This is a genomic window from Achromobacter sp. SD115, assembly GCF_017355315.1.
GTDB lineage: Bacteria > Pseudomonadota > Gammaproteobacteria > Burkholderiales > Burkholderiaceae_B > Achromobacter > Achromobacter xylosoxidans_B.
Genome location: NZ_JADIJM010000024.1, coordinates 77683 through 93274, shown reverse-complemented (window position 1 = coordinate 93274; position 15592 = coordinate 77683). Strand labels below are relative to the sequence as shown.

Here is a 15592-nt window from a genome sequence, read left to right as displayed (position 1 = left end):
GAGAATATAGTTGTGCAAACAACCAATACCCGGAGACAGCATGCCGCTACCCGCGCACGTTCCCGTCCTGATCGCCGGCGGCGGCCCTGTCGGCCTGACGCTGGCCGCCCTGCTGGCCGAATACGGCATCGCTACGCTGACCCTGGAGGCGGACGATGACTATTGCAGCGGCAGTCGCGCCATCTGCATTTCGCGGCGGTCACAGGAAATCATGGGCTGGGTCGGCGCCGACCGCCCCCTGACCGCCACCGGCTTGGCCTGGACCGGAGGCCGCAGCTACTACCGCAACAGCGAGGTGCTGCACTTCGAGATGCCGCACGACCCGCTGCAACGCTACGCCCCCATGGTCAATATCCAGCAGTACGCCGTCGAGGAGTACGCCCACCAGGCCATGCAGCGCCATCCGGAACGGGCCGCGCTGCGCTGGTCGGCGCGGCTTGCAGGCCTGCAAACGGACGCGGACGGCGTCACGGCCGAAGTGGAAGCCGAAGGCGGCCGCCACACCGTGCGCGCCGACTGGCTGATCGCCTGCGATGGCGGCCGCAGCACCGTGCGCGAAGCCATGGGCCTGAAGCTGGCAGGCATGCAGTACGAAGGACGCTACGTCATCGTCGACATCGAACAGGCATCCAGCCGTCCGGTGGAGCGCCTGGCCTGGTTCGATCCGCCGTCCAATCCCGGTTCCACCCTGCTCATGCATCGTCAGCCCGGCAATGTCTGGCGCGTGGATTACCAGATCCGCGACGACGAAGACCCCGAGGAGGCCGTCAAGCCGGAGAACGTGCTACCGCGCGTGCAGAGCCATCTGGACATGATCGGCGAGACCGCGCCCTGGAAGCCGCTGTGGATTTCCATCTACAACGCCAAGTGCCTGACGTTGGACAGCTACCGCCACGGACGCGTGCTGTTCGCCGGGGACGCCGCCCACCTGGTGCCGATCTTCGGCGTGCGGGGCTTGAACTCGGGGCTGGACGACGCGGGCAACCTGGCCTGGAAATTGGCCTGGGTGCTGCAAGGCCAAGCCCCCGAGAGCCTGCTGGACAGCTACAGCGTGGAGCGCGTCCACGCCACCCGGCAGAACCTGGCCTATGGCGCCAAGAGCACCGAATTCATGGCTCCGCCGGATTTCGGCTTCCGCCTGATGCGCGAGGCCGCGCTGCGCCTGGCGCTGTCGGACGAACGGGTACGCCAGTTGATCAACCCACGGCAGTCGGCGCCTATCTCCTACGATGCCTCGCCCTTGAATCTGGCTGACGGCGCGCCGCAAGCCGGCGCCGCCGCCGCGCCCGGCCAGCCCGCGCCAGAGGCGCTGCTGCAGGATCGCGGCGCGCCGCTGCATCTCAGCGCGTGCTTCGGCGCAGGGTTCGTGGCGTTGGCGCTCGAACCCGACGCCCGGCTCACAGCCGAACTGGATACCCTGGCCGACTCCACCCGCGATGCCTCCCAGCCGCTGCGCGTGCTGAAAACGGGCGCCGACGCCTTGCAGGACACACACGGGCAACTGCGCCAGCGCTATGGCGCACAAGGCAGCGCCGTTTACCTGCTGCGGCCGGACGGCTACGTACTGGGACGCTGGATCGCCCCCACGGCCGCCACCCTGCGCGCCGCCCTCCAGCCCTACTACCCCTCGATCGCCCTGAATGCGCCCAAGGAGGCCCAAGCATGAACAACGATGAACTGGACCAGACCTATACCGCCATGGCGCAGGCCCTGACGCGCGTCGGTGAAGAGCAAGCGTCGCTCTTCCTGTCGATCCTGAGCCTGTCGCTACTGGCCCGCTTGAGCGATGCGCGCGACGCCGCCGCGCTGCTGGCCCAGGCGGAAGCCGCCTGCCTGGCCAACGGCCCTGTGGCACACTATCCCGCCTCTGCTTCTGCCAGTCCGACGTGAACCCGCCCGCCCTCGAACGATTCCTGACCTATCGCCTGCACGTGCTCAACAAGATCACGGACAGGGACACGAATCGCGCCTATCTGGAAGACTGCGGCATTCCGCTAGGCGAGGCGCGCTGCCTGGCGGCCATCGGCCGCTACGCGCCCCTGTCGGTCAACGACCTGGCGCGCGCGGCCAATCTGAACAAGGGCCAGGCCAGCCGCTCGGCGCAAGCGCTGGTGGAACGCGGCCTGGTCGAAAAAACCATGTCCGCCTCCGATGGGCGCGGCGTGGTGCTGGCGCCGACCCCTGCCGGCCTGGCGCAATACCAGCGCGTCATCGACCTGATCGCCCGCCGCAATGAGCAAATTTTCGGCTGCCTCGACGCCGACGAGCAGCGCCTGCTGGGCGACATGCTGGACCGCGTGATCGGCCATCTGCAACCGGACGCGGACGGCGCGGACGACTAACTTCCGCGCCTGTTGGAACGAGGCTTGCCAAAAGCCCTAGGCCTTGGGCGTGGTCGCCCCCATTTGCGCTGCAGCCTCGTCCATGAATTGCGCCATGCGCACATCCAGTTCGGTCACGCCGCCGGCGTCATGCGTGGTCAGGGTCACGTCCACGCGGTTGTAGACGTTGGTCCATTCAGGATGATGGTTCAGCTTCTCCGCGAACATGGCCACGCGCGCCATGAAGCCGAATGCCGCATTGAAATTCGGAAAACGGAAGCGTTTTTCGATGGCGTCGCGCATCGCCACGGCCTGCCAGCCGGACAAGGCAGCCACGGCGGTATCGGTGCCGATGCGGGCGGGAGGGAACATGCTCATGACGGACTCCAAAAAAACAGGCGGCGGCGCATTGCGCCAGCCGCCTTGGACACTGGGCTGGCCCAGGCTTACTGCTGGACCGCGTACAGGTAGATCTCCACCCGGCGGTTCAGCGCGCGGCCTTCGGCGGTCGCATTGTCGCCGATCGGATCGTTCGGTCCGCGGCCTTCGACCGTCAGGCGGCCGGCTGCCACGCCCTGCTTGCTGAGGTAGTCCGTGACGCTCTTGGCGCGATTGACCGACAGCGTCTGGTTGTGCGCCAGCGCGCCCGTGCTGTCGGTATGGCCGACCACCTTGGCCCGCAATTCAGGATGCTGGTTGAGCGAACGCGCCACGCTGTCCAGCACCGGCAGCAGCGCGGGCTTGAGCTGCGTCTTGTCGGTATCGAACGACACGCCGCTGGGAATGTTGACCTTCAGGCTGCCATCGGGCATTTCCACCACGTCGATACCCAACGATGAAGCGCCCGACTTCTGCACGTCTTCCTTGACCACTTTCCAGTTGTAGCCCACCAGGCCGCCCGCCACCGCGCCGATGCCAGCGCCGATGGCTGCGCCCTTGCCGTGGCCGATCAAGGCGCCGATGCCGGCGCCGATCGCCGCCCCGGCGCCCGTACCCACGGCCGTGTTGGTCTGCTGCTGGGTGGCGCATCCCGCCAGCAAGGCACCCGTGGCCGCGACGACTGCGATCCGGTTGAATATTGTTCTTGAGCTCATGGCAACCTCCACTTATTCCGTCGGTGTGCCGGATCATTCCGGCCAGACCATGCTAGCAAGCGCGGGATGGGAGGCAGGCAACATTTTGTACTATCAGCAGGGTCCTGAAGATAGCGCGGCCGCGCTGTACGGCGCGGCCCCAGCCGGAGCGAAAAGGCGCGCAATCCCGCAACAATGGGCTACATTCCGCCCGGCGCGGGCCGGCCTTCAAGGCGAAGGCCGGCGCCTGGCGCCTAGCGCTGCTGGAACGTCCGGCGCGCCACGTTCAGCGACACCATGGCCATGAGCGCAATGGCCAGCAGGTAGTAGCTCGGCGACAGCTTGGAATCGGTGGTCGCGATCAGCCAGGTCAGGATGAACGGCGCGAAGCCGCCGAAGATCGTCACAGCGATGTTGTAGCCCAATGACAGGCCCGTGGTGCGCACCTGCACCGGGAAAATCGCGGACATCAGCGCCGGCATGGGCGCAAAGTACAACGTCGCCAACAAGCCCAGAATGACCTGGACGATCATCAGCACGCCCACCGTCGGATACGACACCAGCAGATAGAACAAGGGATAGCACAACACTGCGGTCAACAGGGCCGCGGCCGTCATGATGCGCGCGGGTCCGATCCGGTCAGCCAGCGCGCCCACAAAAGGCGCGCCTACCGTCATGATGACGCCCGTGACCAGCGTCGCCAGAAAGCCGATGGTCGGCGGCAGGCCCAGCTGGCGGATCGAGTACGTGGGCATGTACAGGGCCAGGTAGTTGCCCACCGAGCCCAGCGCCACGAAGCCCACGGTCACCAGCAGGCGCAGTTTCTGGCCCGCAAACATGTCGCTCAGCGGCGAAGCCGAAGCCTGCGCCGCGCTGAATTCCGGCGTCTCATCCATGTGATGGCGGATGTAGTAGCCCACCGGCGCAATCAGCAGGCCGAACACGAACGGGATGCGCCAGCCCCAGCTTTCCAGCTGCGCCTGGGTCAAGGTCGCGTTGAGCACGGCGCCGAACAGCGCCGCCAGCAGGATCGCCGCGCCCTGGCTGGCGACCTGCCAGCTGGCATAGTAGGCGCGCCGATCCGGCGCATATTCGATGAGGAAGGCCGTCGCGCTGCCGAACTCTCCGCCCGCCGAAAAGCCCTGGATCAGCCGGGCGACCAGGATGATGATCGACGCGGCGACGCCGATCTGCGCGTGCGTGGGCACCACCACGATGATCAGCGTGCCTATCATCATCAGGAAAATGGAAGCCGTCAGCGCTGCCTTGCGGCCCGCCCGGTCGGCATAGCTGCCCAGCACGATGGCGCCCAGCGGCCGCATCAGGAACGACACGCCGAACGTGGCCAGCGCCAGCAGCAGCGAGGAACTCTCGCTGGCGGACGGAAAGTACAGCTTGGCAATGATCAGCGCGAAGGTGCCGTACGCGATCATGTCGAACCATTCCAGCGCATTGCCGATGGACGCGGCGATCACCGCGCGCCGCGCCTGGGCGCGCCGGTCGCCTGATGGCGCCGCCTTATCGCGGGCAGCGGCCGCCGCATTCCACGTTGTCTTCTCCGAGTAAGCCATTTTTCCCTCTGTTTTTTTGAAGAATTAACTATCGATCAACTCATAGACGGGCTATCGCAAGATGGCCCGCCAGCTTTTCCATGAACTGTTCGCACAGGCCGATCTGCGCCAGCGCCACATACTCGTCGGGCCGGTGCGCCTGTTGCAGATTGCCCGGACCGCAAATCACGGCCGTCATGCCCGCCCGCTGGAACAAGCCCGCCTCGGTGCAATACGCCACCTTCTCGGTGCCGCGCGAGCCGGTCAGCGCCTGCGCCAGGCGCGCGATCTCGGCGGTCGCGGCGGTATCGAAACCTGGCACTTCCGCCATCGCCTCCAGCTCGATGTCGGCCTGCGGGTTCTCCGCCTTGATGCGGTCGCGCAGTTCGCCGGTGATGTAGCGGCGCAGGCCGCCGATCACGTCCGGCGCCAACACGCCCGGGATGGTGCGGAATTCGAACTCGAACTGGCAGCGGTCCGGGATCGTATTGACGGACAGGCCGCCCGAGATCGTGCCGGTGTTGGCGGTGGTGTACGGAACCTCGAAGTCCTGGTCGAACGGTCCGTTCTGGCGATGGCTGTCGGCCATATCGCGGATGTGGCAGATGGCGCGCGCCGCATATTCGATCGCGTTGACGCCACGCGGCGTCAACGAAGAATGCGCCGCATGCCCATGCACGGTGCAGCGGTACAGATTGCTGCTCTTGTGTGCCGAGATCACGCGCATTTCGGTCGGCTCGCCCACGATGCAGCTGTCGGGCCGGATATCCAGCTTCGCCAGCTCGCGCAGCATGGCGTCCGCGCCCAGGCAGCCGACCTCCTCGTCATAGCTCAGCGCCAGATGCAGCGGCACGCGCAGGCGCCGCGCGGTGAACGAGGGCAGCATGGCCAGCGCCGTTCCGATGAAGCCCTTCATGTCGCAGGTGCCGCGTCCGTACAGCCGGCCATCGCGCACTTCGGGCGCGAACGGATCGCTGCTCCAGGCCTGGCCGTCTACCGGCACGACGTCGGTATGGCCGGAAAGCACCACCCCGCCCTGGGTGCCGCCGTCGGCGGCGGGCACGGTCACGAAGAGGTTGGCCTTCTTGCCGTCGGCGTTGTAGATCAGCCTGGGCGCAAGCCCGGCCGCGGCCAAGTGGTCGCGCACCGTCTCGATCAGGCCCAGGTTCGACAGGCGGCTGGTCGTGTCGAAGCGCACCAGCCGTTCTATCCATTCCAGGGAACGGGGAAGCTCAGGAGTATTCATGGGGTCTTGCCCTAATGTTGAGGTCCGACGCCGGTGCTCAGGCTGCCTTGCCCCGGGCCGCGTCCAGAAAGCGCGATAGTCTGGCCACGCCCTCATCCAGGCGATCGTGCGCGCTGGCGTAGCACCATCGCAGATAGCCTTCGCCCTCGGGACCGAAAGCCACGCCCGGCGCCAGGCCCAGGCCGCCGCGCACCACCAGGTCCTTGCAGAACGCCAGGCTGTCCGAGACGCCGCGGACGCGGAAGAAGGTGTACATCGCGCCAGGCGCCGCGCCGGCCAGTTCGACCCCGGGCACCTCGTGCAGCCTCGACGCCAGATGGTCGCGCGCCAAGCGCAGCCGCTCCACCGTACGCGCGATGACGGGCTCGCCCTGTTCCAGCGCGCACAAGGCGGCGGTTTGCACAAAGCCGGGCGTGCAGGTGTTGCTGTATTCGATCAGCTTGCCGATCTCCGGCAGCAGTCCGCGTGGCGTCACCACCCAGCCCACGCGCCAGCCCGTCATCAGCCAGGCCTTCGAGAACGAGTTGCAGCTGACCACGCGATCATCCGGCGCGGCGATGTCCAGGAACGTGGGCGCCACCGCGCCTTCGTAGTAGTAGCGCTCATAGACATCGTCGGAGATGATCCAGATGCCGTGCTTGCGGCAATGCTCCAGCACCGCGCGCTGCTGCCCGGCGGTCATCACCCAGCCCGTGGGATTGTTCGGCGAATTCACCAAAAGCGCCCGCACATCCGGCGTCAAGGCGCTGAGCAAGGCATCCAGGTCCAGGCGCCAGCCGCTCTCCGAGAACGACAGCGCCACGGTCGTCACCCGCGCGCCCAGCACCTTGGGCATTTCCACCAGGTTGGGCCACAGCGGCGTCACGGCAACCACGTGATCGCCCGCGCCCACGACGGCCTGCACGGCGGTCATCAGCGCCGAAGTGCCCGAACTGGTCACCGCGATGTTGTCCACATCGCGCTGGCCGTGCAGGCCGCTCACATACGTGGCCAGGCGTTCGCGCAACGCCGGCACGCCCAGGGTCTGAACGTAGAACGTCTGCCCGGAAGCGATATGGGCGATGGCCGCGTCGCGGAACGCTGCCGGCGTCTGCTCATCGGGCTCGCCGAACCAGAACGGCAGCACGTCGGCGCGGCCCATGCCTGCATTGGCGACTTCGCGGATTTGCGACGAACGCAAGGTCTGCACGCTAGCGCGCGCGGTGGTGCTGAAGCCGCCGGAAGATACTGCTGTATTCATGCCTGTTCCTGTCTTGCCAGAAGAAAGAGATCGCGCCGCCCGCTCAGCGGCACGCCGCGTCGAACTGCGCGCGCGCCTGGCGGGCGCCGCGGGCCAGCCAGGCCACGTCGGAGTGCAAGGCGATGAACTGCACGCCCAGCTTGCGGTAGCGCGCCGCCTCTTCGGGATCATTGGCGAAAATACCGACCGCCTTGCCCGCCGCCTTGCCGGCCTCGATCACGCGGCCCACGGCCTCGCGCAGCTCGGCGTGGGCCATGTCGCCCAGACGGCCCAGGCTGGCCGCCAGATCGGCCGTGCCGACGAACAGGCAATCCGCCCCAGGCAGGGCGGCAATGGCTTCCACGTTGCGCACCGCTTGCGCCGATTCGATCTGCAGGATCGCGCAGGCCTGCTCATTGGCCAGCTTGACGTAGGACGGGTCCTGCCCGTACATGCCGGCCCGCACCAGTCCCGCCACCCCGCGCACGCCGCCATTGCCCTCGAAAGGAAAGCGCATGGCCGCGATGGCGCGGCGCGCGTCCTCGACCGTGTCGATGTTCGGGAAAATGATCGTCTTGGCGCCGCAGTCCATGGCGCGCTTGACCAGCGCCGTGTCGTTCACCGTCACGCGCACGATCGGATACGCCGCCGCGCCATGCGCGCGCGCCGCATCGATGGCCTGCAACTGCGCCGTCAGACCCGCCACATCATTGGGCGCATGCTCCATGTCGACGACCAGCCAATCGAAGCCGCAATGCGCAATCGCCTCGGCCACCGCCGGACTCGCCAAAGTCAGCCAACAGCCCTCGGAAGGCTCCAGGGCCAAGAGCGCCTTGCGTATCGGATTCGAATCTTTCATGTCTGCTCCATAGTGTTCAAACAGGGAGCATTCATCATGTCGACGCCCCCTCAAACAGCCAAACAAAGATACCGGAGCCGAATCGCGAATATTTCCGAATTTTTGACGCTAATGTGTAATATTTTGGATTGAAATTAGCAAAACCCTGAATTTCTTGGAACAATCGTGCAAAACAAGAATTTCGACCCCACAGACCTGCAGATCCTAGCCGCCTTGCAGGTCGACGGACGGCTGTCCAGCGCCGATCTGGCCGAACGCGTTTCGCTCACGCCCTCCCCTTGCTGGCGGCGCGTCAAGCGCCTGGAAGACGAGGGCGTGATCCGCGGCTACCGGGCCGAAGTCGACGTCAAGAAGCTGGGCTTCGGCGTGACCGCGTTCGTCTGGATTTCGCTGGACATGAAGGGTGCGGAGCACGTCAAGGCGTTCGAGGACGCCATCAAGGACGTGCCGGAAGTACTGACCTGCCATTGCGTGTCGGGCCGCTACGATCACCAGTTGACGGTGATCGCCCGCGATTTGGACGCCTTCGGCGATCTGGCGCGCTACGTGCTTGGCGCCTTGCCGGGCGTGAAGGAGGTCTACACCTCCTTCGTGCTGAAGGAGGTCAAAGGATTGGGGGATGCGATTACCCTGTCGGCGGGATGATGCCGGGAACAGGCCGGCCAAGCGCGGCGTGCCGGCAGGGATTGCTCGCCGTCAGCGTTTGCCGAACCGTTCCAGCCAGGGCAGCGCCGCATCCAGCCTGGGGGACTCCACTTCAGGCTGCGCCGCACCTTCGGGCAGCGTCAGTCCCACCCGATTGTGCCAATACGTGCGCAGGCCCACCTTGCTGGTGCCGAACATGTCATAACCGGACCCGGCGACGAATGCGGCCTGGGAGGGCTGCACCTGCAATTGCGCCAATGCCAGTTCATAGGGGCGCGGATCGGGCTTGTAGAAACCTGCTTCCTCCGACGTCACCACCACGTCCCAATCCACCCCCAGCAAGCCGGCGGCGCGCCGCCCCAGGCGGGCGGAACAGTTGGTGACCACGGCCAGGCGGCAATGCGGCCGCAAGGCCTGCAACAGTTCTCGGGCACCGTCCCATGCGGGCAGTTCGTCCCAGCCCGCCTCCAGCGCGGCCGGCGCATCCGCCGGCAGGCCGACCGCGGACGCGGCCTCCTGCACCAGGCGCTCATAGGGTTGATAGGCGCCGCAGCCATAGGTGCGGCGCAGGTACTCCGCGCGCCAGGCTCGGCCAGCAGCCTCGGAGCCGGCGGCGCGGTTCCATACGGTCCAGGAATCGAGCAAGGCGGTAAGCAGGTCGAACAGCACGGCCTGGGGATAGGCGGGCGCAACAGCAAGACTGGACATGCGTGACTCTCTCAGGTGGCGATGGAGCCACTATAAAGAGCCAGGAACCCGCTGTGGTTCAGCCTGCATTTACCCTGAGTTAAGTCCGGGCTTAACCATATCTGCCAGCGGCAAGCCTGTAGACAGGCTGCGGCTTCGCGGGCTTGAACAGAAAAAACAAAGGCCGTTGACGGTGACGTCAACGGCCTTTGGGAATTCTGGTGGGCTGTGAGTGGCTCGAACACTCGACCTACGGATTAAGAGTCCGCTGCTCTACCAACTGAGCTAACAGCCCTGCAACTTCACTCAGTCTCGTCCGCTTTGCTGCGCGTTTTTTAGTCCGCTACCGCTGCGTTTCGTTATGTGTGTAGTGCGAAGAAGCAAGATTATATGCAGCTTTTTTGGTTTGTGCAAGTCGCCCCGAGAAAACTTTCAAACAGGCCGCATCAAGCGGCGTAGCCGCCGTCCACCGACAAGCTCGCGCCCGTGACGTAGCGCCCTTCCGGCCCGGCCAGGAACGCCACCATCCCGGCGATGTCGCGGGCTTCGCCGTAGTGCGGCAGGGACAGCACAGCCACCAGGTCTGCCGCATGCGCGCCGTCGGCGGGATTCATGTCGGTGTCGATGGGGCCGGGGTGCACCACATTGGCGGTGATACCGCGTGCGCCCAGGTCGCGCGCCAGGCCCTGGGTCAGGCCGACCAGCGCGGACTTGCTGGCGGCATACAGCGCGACGCCGGCGCGGCCGGCGCGGCCGGCCAGGCAGCTGCCGATGTTGATGATGCGGCCGCCGTCCGGCATGGACGCCTGCGCCGCCTGGATGGCGACGAAGGGTGCGCGCACGTTGATGTCCATGGTGCGCTCGTAGTCGTCGAGGCTGGTCTCGCCGATCGCGCCGGTGAGGAAGATGCCGGCATTGTTGACCAGCACGTCGATGGGCCCCAGTTGGGCAATGGCCTGTTCGACCGCTCCCCGGACTGCGGCGGTATCCGCCGCGTCCGCCTGGATAGCCAACGCGCGGCGCCCGTCCACGGACAGTTCGCGCACCAGCGCCTGCGCAGCGGCGGCCGAGGACGCGCTCACGTAGGTGAAGGCCACGTCGGCTCCATCAGCCGCCAGGCGGCGCGCGATGGCGGCGCCGATACCCCGGCTGCCGCCGGTAACAAGAACAACTTTTCCAGTCAGATTCGACATTGGTACACCTATATTTGTAGTGATCAGTACAAATATATTCGCCGAGTCGATCGACACGCGTCAACTATTTTTTTATCGATCACCACAAAAATCCCAGACGGGTAAAATCACGCCCATGGCAGAACGTGGGCGCCCCCGGAACTTCGACCGGGCCCAGGCCTTGCACAAGGCCATGGACGTCTTCTGGTCGAAGGGATATGACGGAGCTTCGCTGACCGACCTCACGGCGGCGATGGGCATCAATTCGCCCAGCCTCTATGGCGCATTCGGCTCAAAGGAAGGACTATTCCGCGAAGCGGTTGAGCTCTACCGCGAAACCGAGGGCGGTTCGACGCGGCGCGCGCTGCAAGACGCGCCCACCGCCCGCGAAGCCATCCTGTCCATGCTGCTGGCATCCGCGGAACGCTTTACCGCTCCCGGCACGCCGTCTGGCTGCATGATCGTGCTGGGCGCGCCGGCAGGCTGCATGAATCAGACCGGCGTGGGCGATTTCCTGGGCGACAACCGCCGTGAAATGCAAAGCCGCATCCTGGCCCGCCTCAATGCCGGTGCATCCGAGGGCGAGCTGCCGGCCGGCGCCGACCTCAAGAGCCTGGCCGCCTTCTACACCACCGTGCTGCACGGCATGTCGATCCAGGCGCGCGACGGCGCCAGCCGCAAGACCTTGCAAGCCGTGGCCAGGCAGGCGATGTGCGCCTGGGATGCGCTGACCGGGAGCGTGCCTCCCTCCGGCTTGCCGCCGGGCCGGGTCCGCGCCTGACGGATAGCGTCATGTTCCGGATCAATCTGCGGCGCCTCATCCTGTGGATCTGTCTCTTTTCGGTCGCCCTCGCACTGGTGGGCAGCCTGCACGCCAGCTATCTGGTGCAGCGCGACCTCCTGCTGCACAACGCGCTGGAACTCAACCGGGCCTATGCCTCCAAACTGGCTTCCGCCACCGACGTGTTCCTGACCGACCTGAGGCGCTACCTGGGGTACAGCGCCGAAATGCTGGCCGACATGGAAACCCATCCGGAACACATGGCGGCGGAGACGCAGCGGCAGGAGCGGCAACTCGGCCATTTCAATTCCACCTTTGTCGTGTCACCACAAGGCAAGGTGTTGGCAGCCTCGACCTCGGACCATGAATTGCTGGGCCAACAGGCGCGCAGCGACGCCGCCATAAATGCGCTGGCCCTCCAGCGCCCGACCGTCAGCGCCCCCTTCCAGGGCCGCGACCAGCGCTGGATGATCCTGTACACCCATCCCATTTTCTCGGGCGACGACCGCTATCTCGGCTTTCTCGGCGGCACGCTTTACCTGCATGAGCACAACGTGCTGGACCATCTGCTGGGCCAGCACTTCTACGTTGGCGAGTCATCGCTGTACGTCGTCGATCGCAACGGCGCGTTGATCTATCACCCTGACCGCGGCCGCCTGGGACTAATCGTGTCCAATCCCGGCGCCTTCGCCTCGGCCCTGCGCGGCGAAACCGGCGAAATGGGCTATGCCGACGAACACGGCCGCGAGATGCTGGCAGGTTATGCCCCCGTACCCAGCATGGGCTGGAGCATCATCGCGCAACGCCCCTTGGACGCCACCTTGCAGCCGTTGAGCGATCTGCTGTTGGCGACGGCCCGCCACACCTTGCCGCTGCTGCTGCTTTCGGTGGCGTCCATCTGGCTGCTGTCGCGCTGGATCGCCCGGCCGCTGGGGGAACTGGCCAGCATCGCCAAGCACATGCAGAACCCGGACTCGGCGGACCGCATCCGCCATGTGCGCTCGTGGTACTTCGAAGCCGCGCAACTCAAGCGCGCGCTGCTGATGGGACTGGCGTCGATCCACCACAAGATCCGCGACCTGCGCCGCGAGACCACCACGGACACCTTGACCGGCCTCTTGAACCGGCGCGGCCTGGATGAGGCGTTGGCGCTGCTGCAGGCCGAGGGCCAGCCAGTGGCAATCGTAGCCATCGATATCGATCATTTCAAAAGCATCAATGATCGCTACGGCCACGCGGCGGGCGACCGCGCGCTGCAGGAGCTGGCGCAATTGATGAGCGAAGGGTCGCGCAGCGGCGACACCCTGGCGCGCGCCGGCGGCGAAGAGTTCGTCATGCTGCTGCCCGGCGCGCCGCTGGAGGCCGCCATCGGACTGGTGGAGCGGCTGCGCCTACGCATGGCCGCCGAGCCCGGCGCCGTCGCCGCGCCCATCACCATTTCCGCTGGCATCGCGGCCTACCCGGAACACGGCACTACGCTGGACACCGTCCTGCAACGCGCCGACCAGGCCCTCTATTACGCCAAGAACCATGGCCGCAACGCGGTCTGCGTCGCGGACGACAACGTCCAGGCCGGCGCACGCATGGCGTCGCCGGGCTGAGTCGCCTATTTGCCCTTCGCCGTGGCGGGCGCGGGCGCCTTGGGCGGCTTGCGCATCTGTTCAAGCAAGGGGCCGCAGGCGTTCTCGTCCGTGGTGCTGGGCGCCACCAGCGCCAGCAGACCGGCAGCCGGCGTCAGCAACACCCCCAAGGCGACCATGCCCGCGCCGCGCGCCGCCAGGGGCAACACATGCACGCCCACGTCCGGCGAGCCAAAGGTGCCGCGGACGTACAAGGGGGAGCGCAGCGAAAAAATACGGAAACCCTTGCTGTCCGGCGTAATGTCCATGTCCAGCTTCTCGTTCTTGAAGTCGGCCGTGCCGGTGATGCTGATAAGTGCGTTTTCGGTATCGAACACGAATACCCGCGGCGTCATCACGCCGCTCTTCATTTCCAGGTCGGCCGCGCCGCAATTGATCTTCACCTCGTCGTCGCCAAACAGCTTGGAAACGACGTAGTTGCCGACGTTGAGCCCCGCGATCTCCATCAGGCTGCGGCTGATGACGCCGTCGTTGACCAGCATCTTCACGTCGCCGGTCGCCGTGCCCAGCAAGGCAGCCACCGAGTTCCCCGCGCCGCTCACCGCCATGTCTCCATTCAGCTCGCCCAGCGTTTTCTGCATGGCGGCGGTAGCAGGGAAGAGCTGCTTGAGCCGCAGGCGGCGCGCGCTGATGTCGACCCGACCGGTCAGGGTAGCGCCGGAGCCATCGAGCCGTATGGTGGAGTTGATGTTGCCCCCGGCCATCCCGAAGCGCAGGGGCTCCAGGGCCAGCTTGCCGTCCTGCAGCACCAGATGCACGGACAGGTCCGACAGCGGCAGCTTGCTGTCGTGCACGATGCGGCCCGCATCCAGCGAGACGTCGGCGTCCATGTCGCGCCAACGGTCGGTACGGAAGGCCTGGGTAGGCAGCACCTTGCCGCCCTTGGGTTTGGCCGGCGCATCCTTGGCCTGGTCCGTTGCCGCACCCGCGACCTTGCCCGACGGCACGCCGATCAGCGGCCCCAAGTCCTCCATGCGCAACTGCTTGGAGGAGAGCTTGCCGGTCAACTTGGGCCGCGGCATGCCCAGCGCAAAGCTGATGTCGCCATGCAGATCGCTATTGCCCACCTTGCCGTTGAAGCCCTTGTAGTCGAACACCGCGCCGCCGGGATTGCGCAGCTTGGCCACCAGATGGCCGTCGGTGGAATACGGCGGCGTGTCCGGCAGGGTGACCCCGGTCAGCGGATACAACTGCGCCATGGATGCGCCCGACAGCTTCAGCCGCAGGTCCAGCGCGCCAAGGTTGACCGGGTCGGTCAGGGTGCCAGCCACCGACGCCCGGGTGCCGCCGATAGCCACGTCCGCCTGCACCGGAAAGGGTTGGCTGGCGTCCTGCAGGGCCAGCATGCCGCCGACCTTGCCTTCGCCCTTGGTAGCCAGGCCCTTGTACTTGCCGTCCAGCTTCCAGCCGAACACATAATCGCGCGGCGAGGGCGCGGCGCCGCCCTCTTCCGCCGCGAAGGTTGCGCCGGCCACGTCCGCGAACGGCACCGGCTTGCCCAGGGGATCCACCAGCACGGTCAGGTCCGCCTTGAGGACCTGGTCCACCAGGCCCACGCGCCCCTTGTCGAAGCCGATCTCGTTAATGTCCAGCACCCAGGGCGACGGTTCGCCGGTTTCCGGCAGGGTGAACTCCCAGTTGGCGCGGCCGTCGGCCAGCCGCTCCAGGTCGGCGGCGGGTTCGGTCAGCTGGATGCGGCGGATCACGACGCGCTGGCCCAGCAGCGGCAGAAGCGCCAGGCTGAGTTCCCCGCGCTTGAGGGTCGCGAACTGCGGCGCCTTGGCCCAGGGCGCGTTGCCCACCGATATGTCGTTGGCGACGATGTGCGGCCATGGCACCCAGGCGCGCCAGCCGCCCTCGTCGGGCTCGCGCCCCCATTCGACGCTGAGATCGCCGTTAATGGCGAAGGGGCGTCCGATCGCGGCGCTGGCCCGCTCGTTGATGAAGGGCTTGGCGCGGTTCCAGTCGAAGGTGGCAATCACCACCACCAGTACCGCCACGAGGAGCGCCGCTCCCCCTACAATCCCGATCGCTATTTTTCCAGAGCGCGTCATGGTTATTATCCTTGGCATTGCGGCCGGCGTACCGCTGCCGGCTCCTGTTACCTCCAAGGGTATCGCGGCCCGCGGCCTGGTCCGGCGTTGCCGGCCCCATAATGTGTGCGGATTTTTCCAGGCTCGGCGTCCCCGCGAAGCCGCGCGGCACGCGTTGCCCCGGGGGGTGCCCAGCATGGCGCGTGCCTGGCCCCGCAGCGGCCAGTTACAAAACGAAATGGCTCCGCGCTGCGAAATGTGACCCGAGCACCGGCGCCCTATCGAATTTTCGACGCCGGCGCCGCTCAAATGCCTGAACGACAGACCCCGGCCCATCGGATCGGGCAGCAGAACAACCTGGAGGCC

At 66.3% G+C, this 15592-nt stretch carries 15 protein-coding genes and 1 tRNA gene; 6 read left to right on the top strand and 10 right to left on the bottom strand.

Features of this window, described 5'->3' with window-relative positions; all coding sequences use genetic code 11:
• Window positions 1–40: 40 nt before the first annotated feature.
• From IPU70_RS26875 to IPU70_RS26865, 3 genes are read left to right on the top strand one after another with little or no spacing between them, the layout of a single operon-like run.
• A complete protein-coding gene (locus IPU70_RS26875) occupies window positions 41–1666 on the top strand; it encodes an FAD-dependent monooxygenase (protein WP_207472257.1) in 1626 nt (541 codons plus the stop codon).
• Window positions 1663–1890, top strand: a complete 228-nt coding sequence (locus IPU70_RS26870) for a hypothetical protein (protein WP_207472256.1) — start codon at window positions 1663–1665, stop codon at window positions 1888–1890. Before IPU70_RS26875 ends, IPU70_RS26870 begins: the two co-directional genes overlap by 4 nt.
• On the top strand, window positions 1887–2342 hold the full coding sequence (locus IPU70_RS26865) for a MarR family winged helix-turn-helix transcriptional regulator (RefSeq protein ID WP_207472255.1): 456 nt from the start codon (window positions 1887–1889) through the stop codon (window positions 2340–2342). Before IPU70_RS26870 ends, IPU70_RS26865 begins: the two co-directional genes overlap by 4 nt.
• 36 nt (window positions 2343–2378) lie before the next feature.
• Here the strand turns inward: IPU70_RS26865 and IPU70_RS26860 are convergent, their stop codons facing one another.
• The 6 genes from IPU70_RS26860 to IPU70_RS26835 form a co-directional block, all read right to left on the bottom strand.
• Window positions 2379–2699: a 4a-hydroxytetrahydrobiopterin dehydratase gene (locus tag IPU70_RS26860; RefSeq protein ID WP_207472254.1), complete on the bottom strand. Its 321-nt coding sequence runs from the start codon at window positions 2697–2699 to the stop codon at window positions 2379–2381.
• A gap of 68 nt (window positions 2700–2767) precedes the next feature.
• Window positions 2768–3415, bottom strand: a complete 648-nt coding sequence (locus tag IPU70_RS26855; protein WP_207472253.1) for an OmpA family protein — start codon at window positions 3413–3415, stop codon at window positions 2768–2770.
• A 233-nt stretch (window positions 3416–3648) separates the two neighbouring features.
• Window positions 3649–4965 carry an MFS transporter gene (locus tag IPU70_RS26850; protein WP_242702715.1) on the bottom strand — a complete coding sequence of 439 codons (1317 nt, stop codon included), beginning with the start codon at window positions 4963–4965 and terminating at the stop codon, window positions 3649–3651.
• A 40-nt stretch (window positions 4966–5005) separates the two neighbouring features.
• Window positions 5006–6190, bottom strand: coding sequence for an acetylornithine deacetylase (argE, locus tag IPU70_RS26845; RefSeq protein WP_207472252.1), 1185 nt, complete (start codon window positions 6188–6190; stop codon window positions 5006–5008).
• 37 nt (window positions 6191–6227) lie between these two features.
• Window positions 6228–7430: a pyridoxal phosphate-dependent aminotransferase gene (locus IPU70_RS26840; protein ID WP_207472251.1), complete on the bottom strand. Its 1203-nt coding sequence runs from the start codon at window positions 7428–7430 to the stop codon at window positions 6228–6230.
• Window positions 7431–7473: 43 nt separating this feature from the next.
• Complete coding sequence (locus IPU70_RS26835; RefSeq protein WP_207472250.1) at window positions 7474–8268, bottom strand: HpcH/HpaI aldolase/citrate lyase family protein; 795 nt, start codon at window positions 8266–8268, stop codon at window positions 7474–7476.
• A 165-nt stretch (window positions 8269–8433) separates the two neighbouring features.
• Here IPU70_RS26835 and IPU70_RS26830 point away from each other — a divergent pair, with 165 nt between their 5' ends.
• Window positions 8434–8913, top strand: coding sequence for an Lrp/AsnC family transcriptional regulator (locus tag IPU70_RS26830; protein WP_207472249.1), 480 nt, complete (start codon window positions 8434–8436; stop codon window positions 8911–8913).
• Window positions 8914–8964: 51 nt separating this feature from the next.
• Here IPU70_RS26830 and IPU70_RS26825 read toward each other — a convergent pair whose 3' ends face one another.
• The 3 genes from IPU70_RS26825 to IPU70_RS26815 all read right to left on the bottom strand — a co-directional run bounded on the left by IPU70_RS26825 (window position 8965) and on the right by IPU70_RS26815 (window position 10793).
• Window positions 8965–9621 carry an HAD family hydrolase gene (locus IPU70_RS26825; RefSeq protein ID WP_207472247.1) on the bottom strand — a complete coding sequence of 219 codons (657 nt, stop codon included), beginning with the start codon at window positions 9619–9621 and terminating at the stop codon, window positions 8965–8967.
• Between the two features lie 198 nt (window positions 9622–9819).
• A tRNA-Lys gene (locus IPU70_RS26820) sits at window positions 9820–9895 on the bottom strand.
• Between the two features lie 151 nt (window positions 9896–10046).
• A complete protein-coding gene (locus IPU70_RS26815; protein WP_207472245.1) occupies window positions 10047–10793 on the bottom strand; it encodes an SDR family NAD(P)-dependent oxidoreductase in 747 nt (248 codons plus the stop codon).
• Between the two features lie 115 nt (window positions 10794–10908).
• Here IPU70_RS26815 and IPU70_RS26810 point away from each other — a divergent pair, with 115 nt between their 5' ends.
• Window positions 10909–11553 carry a TetR/AcrR family transcriptional regulator gene (locus tag IPU70_RS26810; protein WP_207472243.1) on the top strand — a complete coding sequence of 215 codons (645 nt, stop codon included), beginning with the start codon at window positions 10909–10911 and terminating at the stop codon, window positions 11551–11553.
• An 11-nt stretch (window positions 11554–11564) separates the two neighbouring features.
• Window positions 11565–13154, top strand: a complete 1590-nt coding sequence (locus tag IPU70_RS26805; RefSeq protein ID WP_207472241.1) for a sensor domain-containing diguanylate cyclase — start codon at window positions 11565–11567, stop codon at window positions 13152–13154.
• Window positions 13155–13159: 5 nt separating this feature from the next.
• On the opposite strand, the gene IPU70_RS26800 is transcribed toward IPU70_RS26805, so the two are convergent.
• A complete protein-coding gene (locus tag IPU70_RS26800; protein ID WP_207472240.1) occupies window positions 13160–15247 on the bottom strand; it encodes an AsmA family protein in 2088 nt (695 codons plus the stop codon).
• Window positions 15248–15592: the final 345 nt, after the last annotated feature.

What these genes read in the sequence shown, in the direction of transcription:
- IPU70_RS26800 (WP_207472240.1), bottom strand. Translation starts at nt 15,247, where the DNA reads ATGACGCGCTCTGGAAAAATAGCGATCGGGATTGTAGGGGGAGCGGCG.
- IPU70_RS26825 (WP_207472247.1), bottom strand. Translation starts at nt 9,621, where the DNA reads ATGTCCAGTCTTGCTGTTGCGCCCGCCTATCCCCAGGCCGTGCTGTTC.
- IPU70_RS26850 (WP_242702715.1), bottom strand. Translation starts at nt 4,965, where the DNA reads ATGGCTTACTCGGAGAAGACAACGTGGAATGCGGCGGCCGCTGCCCGC.
- IPU70_RS26875 (WP_207472257.1), top strand. Translation starts at nt 41, where the DNA reads ATGCCGCTACCCGCGCACGTTCCCGTCCTGATCGCCGGCGGCGGCCCT.
- IPU70_RS26835 (WP_207472250.1), bottom strand. Translation starts at nt 8,268, where the DNA reads ATGAAAGATTCGAATCCGATACGCAAGGCGCTCTTGGCCCTGGAGCCT.
- IPU70_RS26815 (WP_207472245.1), bottom strand. Translation starts at nt 10,793, where the DNA reads ATGTCGAATCTGACTGGAAAAGTTGTTCTTGTTACCGGCGGCAGCCGG.
- IPU70_RS26805 (WP_207472241.1), top strand. Translation starts at nt 11,565, where the DNA reads ATGTTCCGGATCAATCTGCGGCGCCTCATCCTGTGGATCTGTCTCTTT.
- IPU70_RS26810 (WP_207472243.1), top strand. Translation starts at nt 10,909, where the DNA reads ATGGCAGAACGTGGGCGCCCCCGGAACTTCGACCGGGCCCAGGCCTTG.
- argE (WP_207472252.1), bottom strand. Translation starts at nt 6,190, where the DNA reads ATGAATACTCCTGAGCTTCCCCGTTCCCTGGAATGGATAGAACGGCTG.
- IPU70_RS26840 (WP_207472251.1), bottom strand. Translation starts at nt 7,430, where the DNA reads ATGAATACAGCAGTATCTTCCGGCGGCTTCAGCACCACCGCGCGCGCT.
- IPU70_RS26870 (WP_207472256.1), top strand. Translation starts at nt 1,663, where the DNA reads ATGAACAACGATGAACTGGACCAGACCTATACCGCCATGGCGCAGGCC.
- IPU70_RS26855 (WP_207472253.1), bottom strand. Translation starts at nt 3,415, where the DNA reads ATGAGCTCAAGAACAATATTCAACCGGATCGCAGTCGTCGCGGCCACG.
- IPU70_RS26860 (WP_207472254.1), bottom strand. Translation starts at nt 2,699, where the DNA reads ATGAGCATGTTCCCTCCCGCCCGCATCGGCACCGATACCGCCGTGGCT.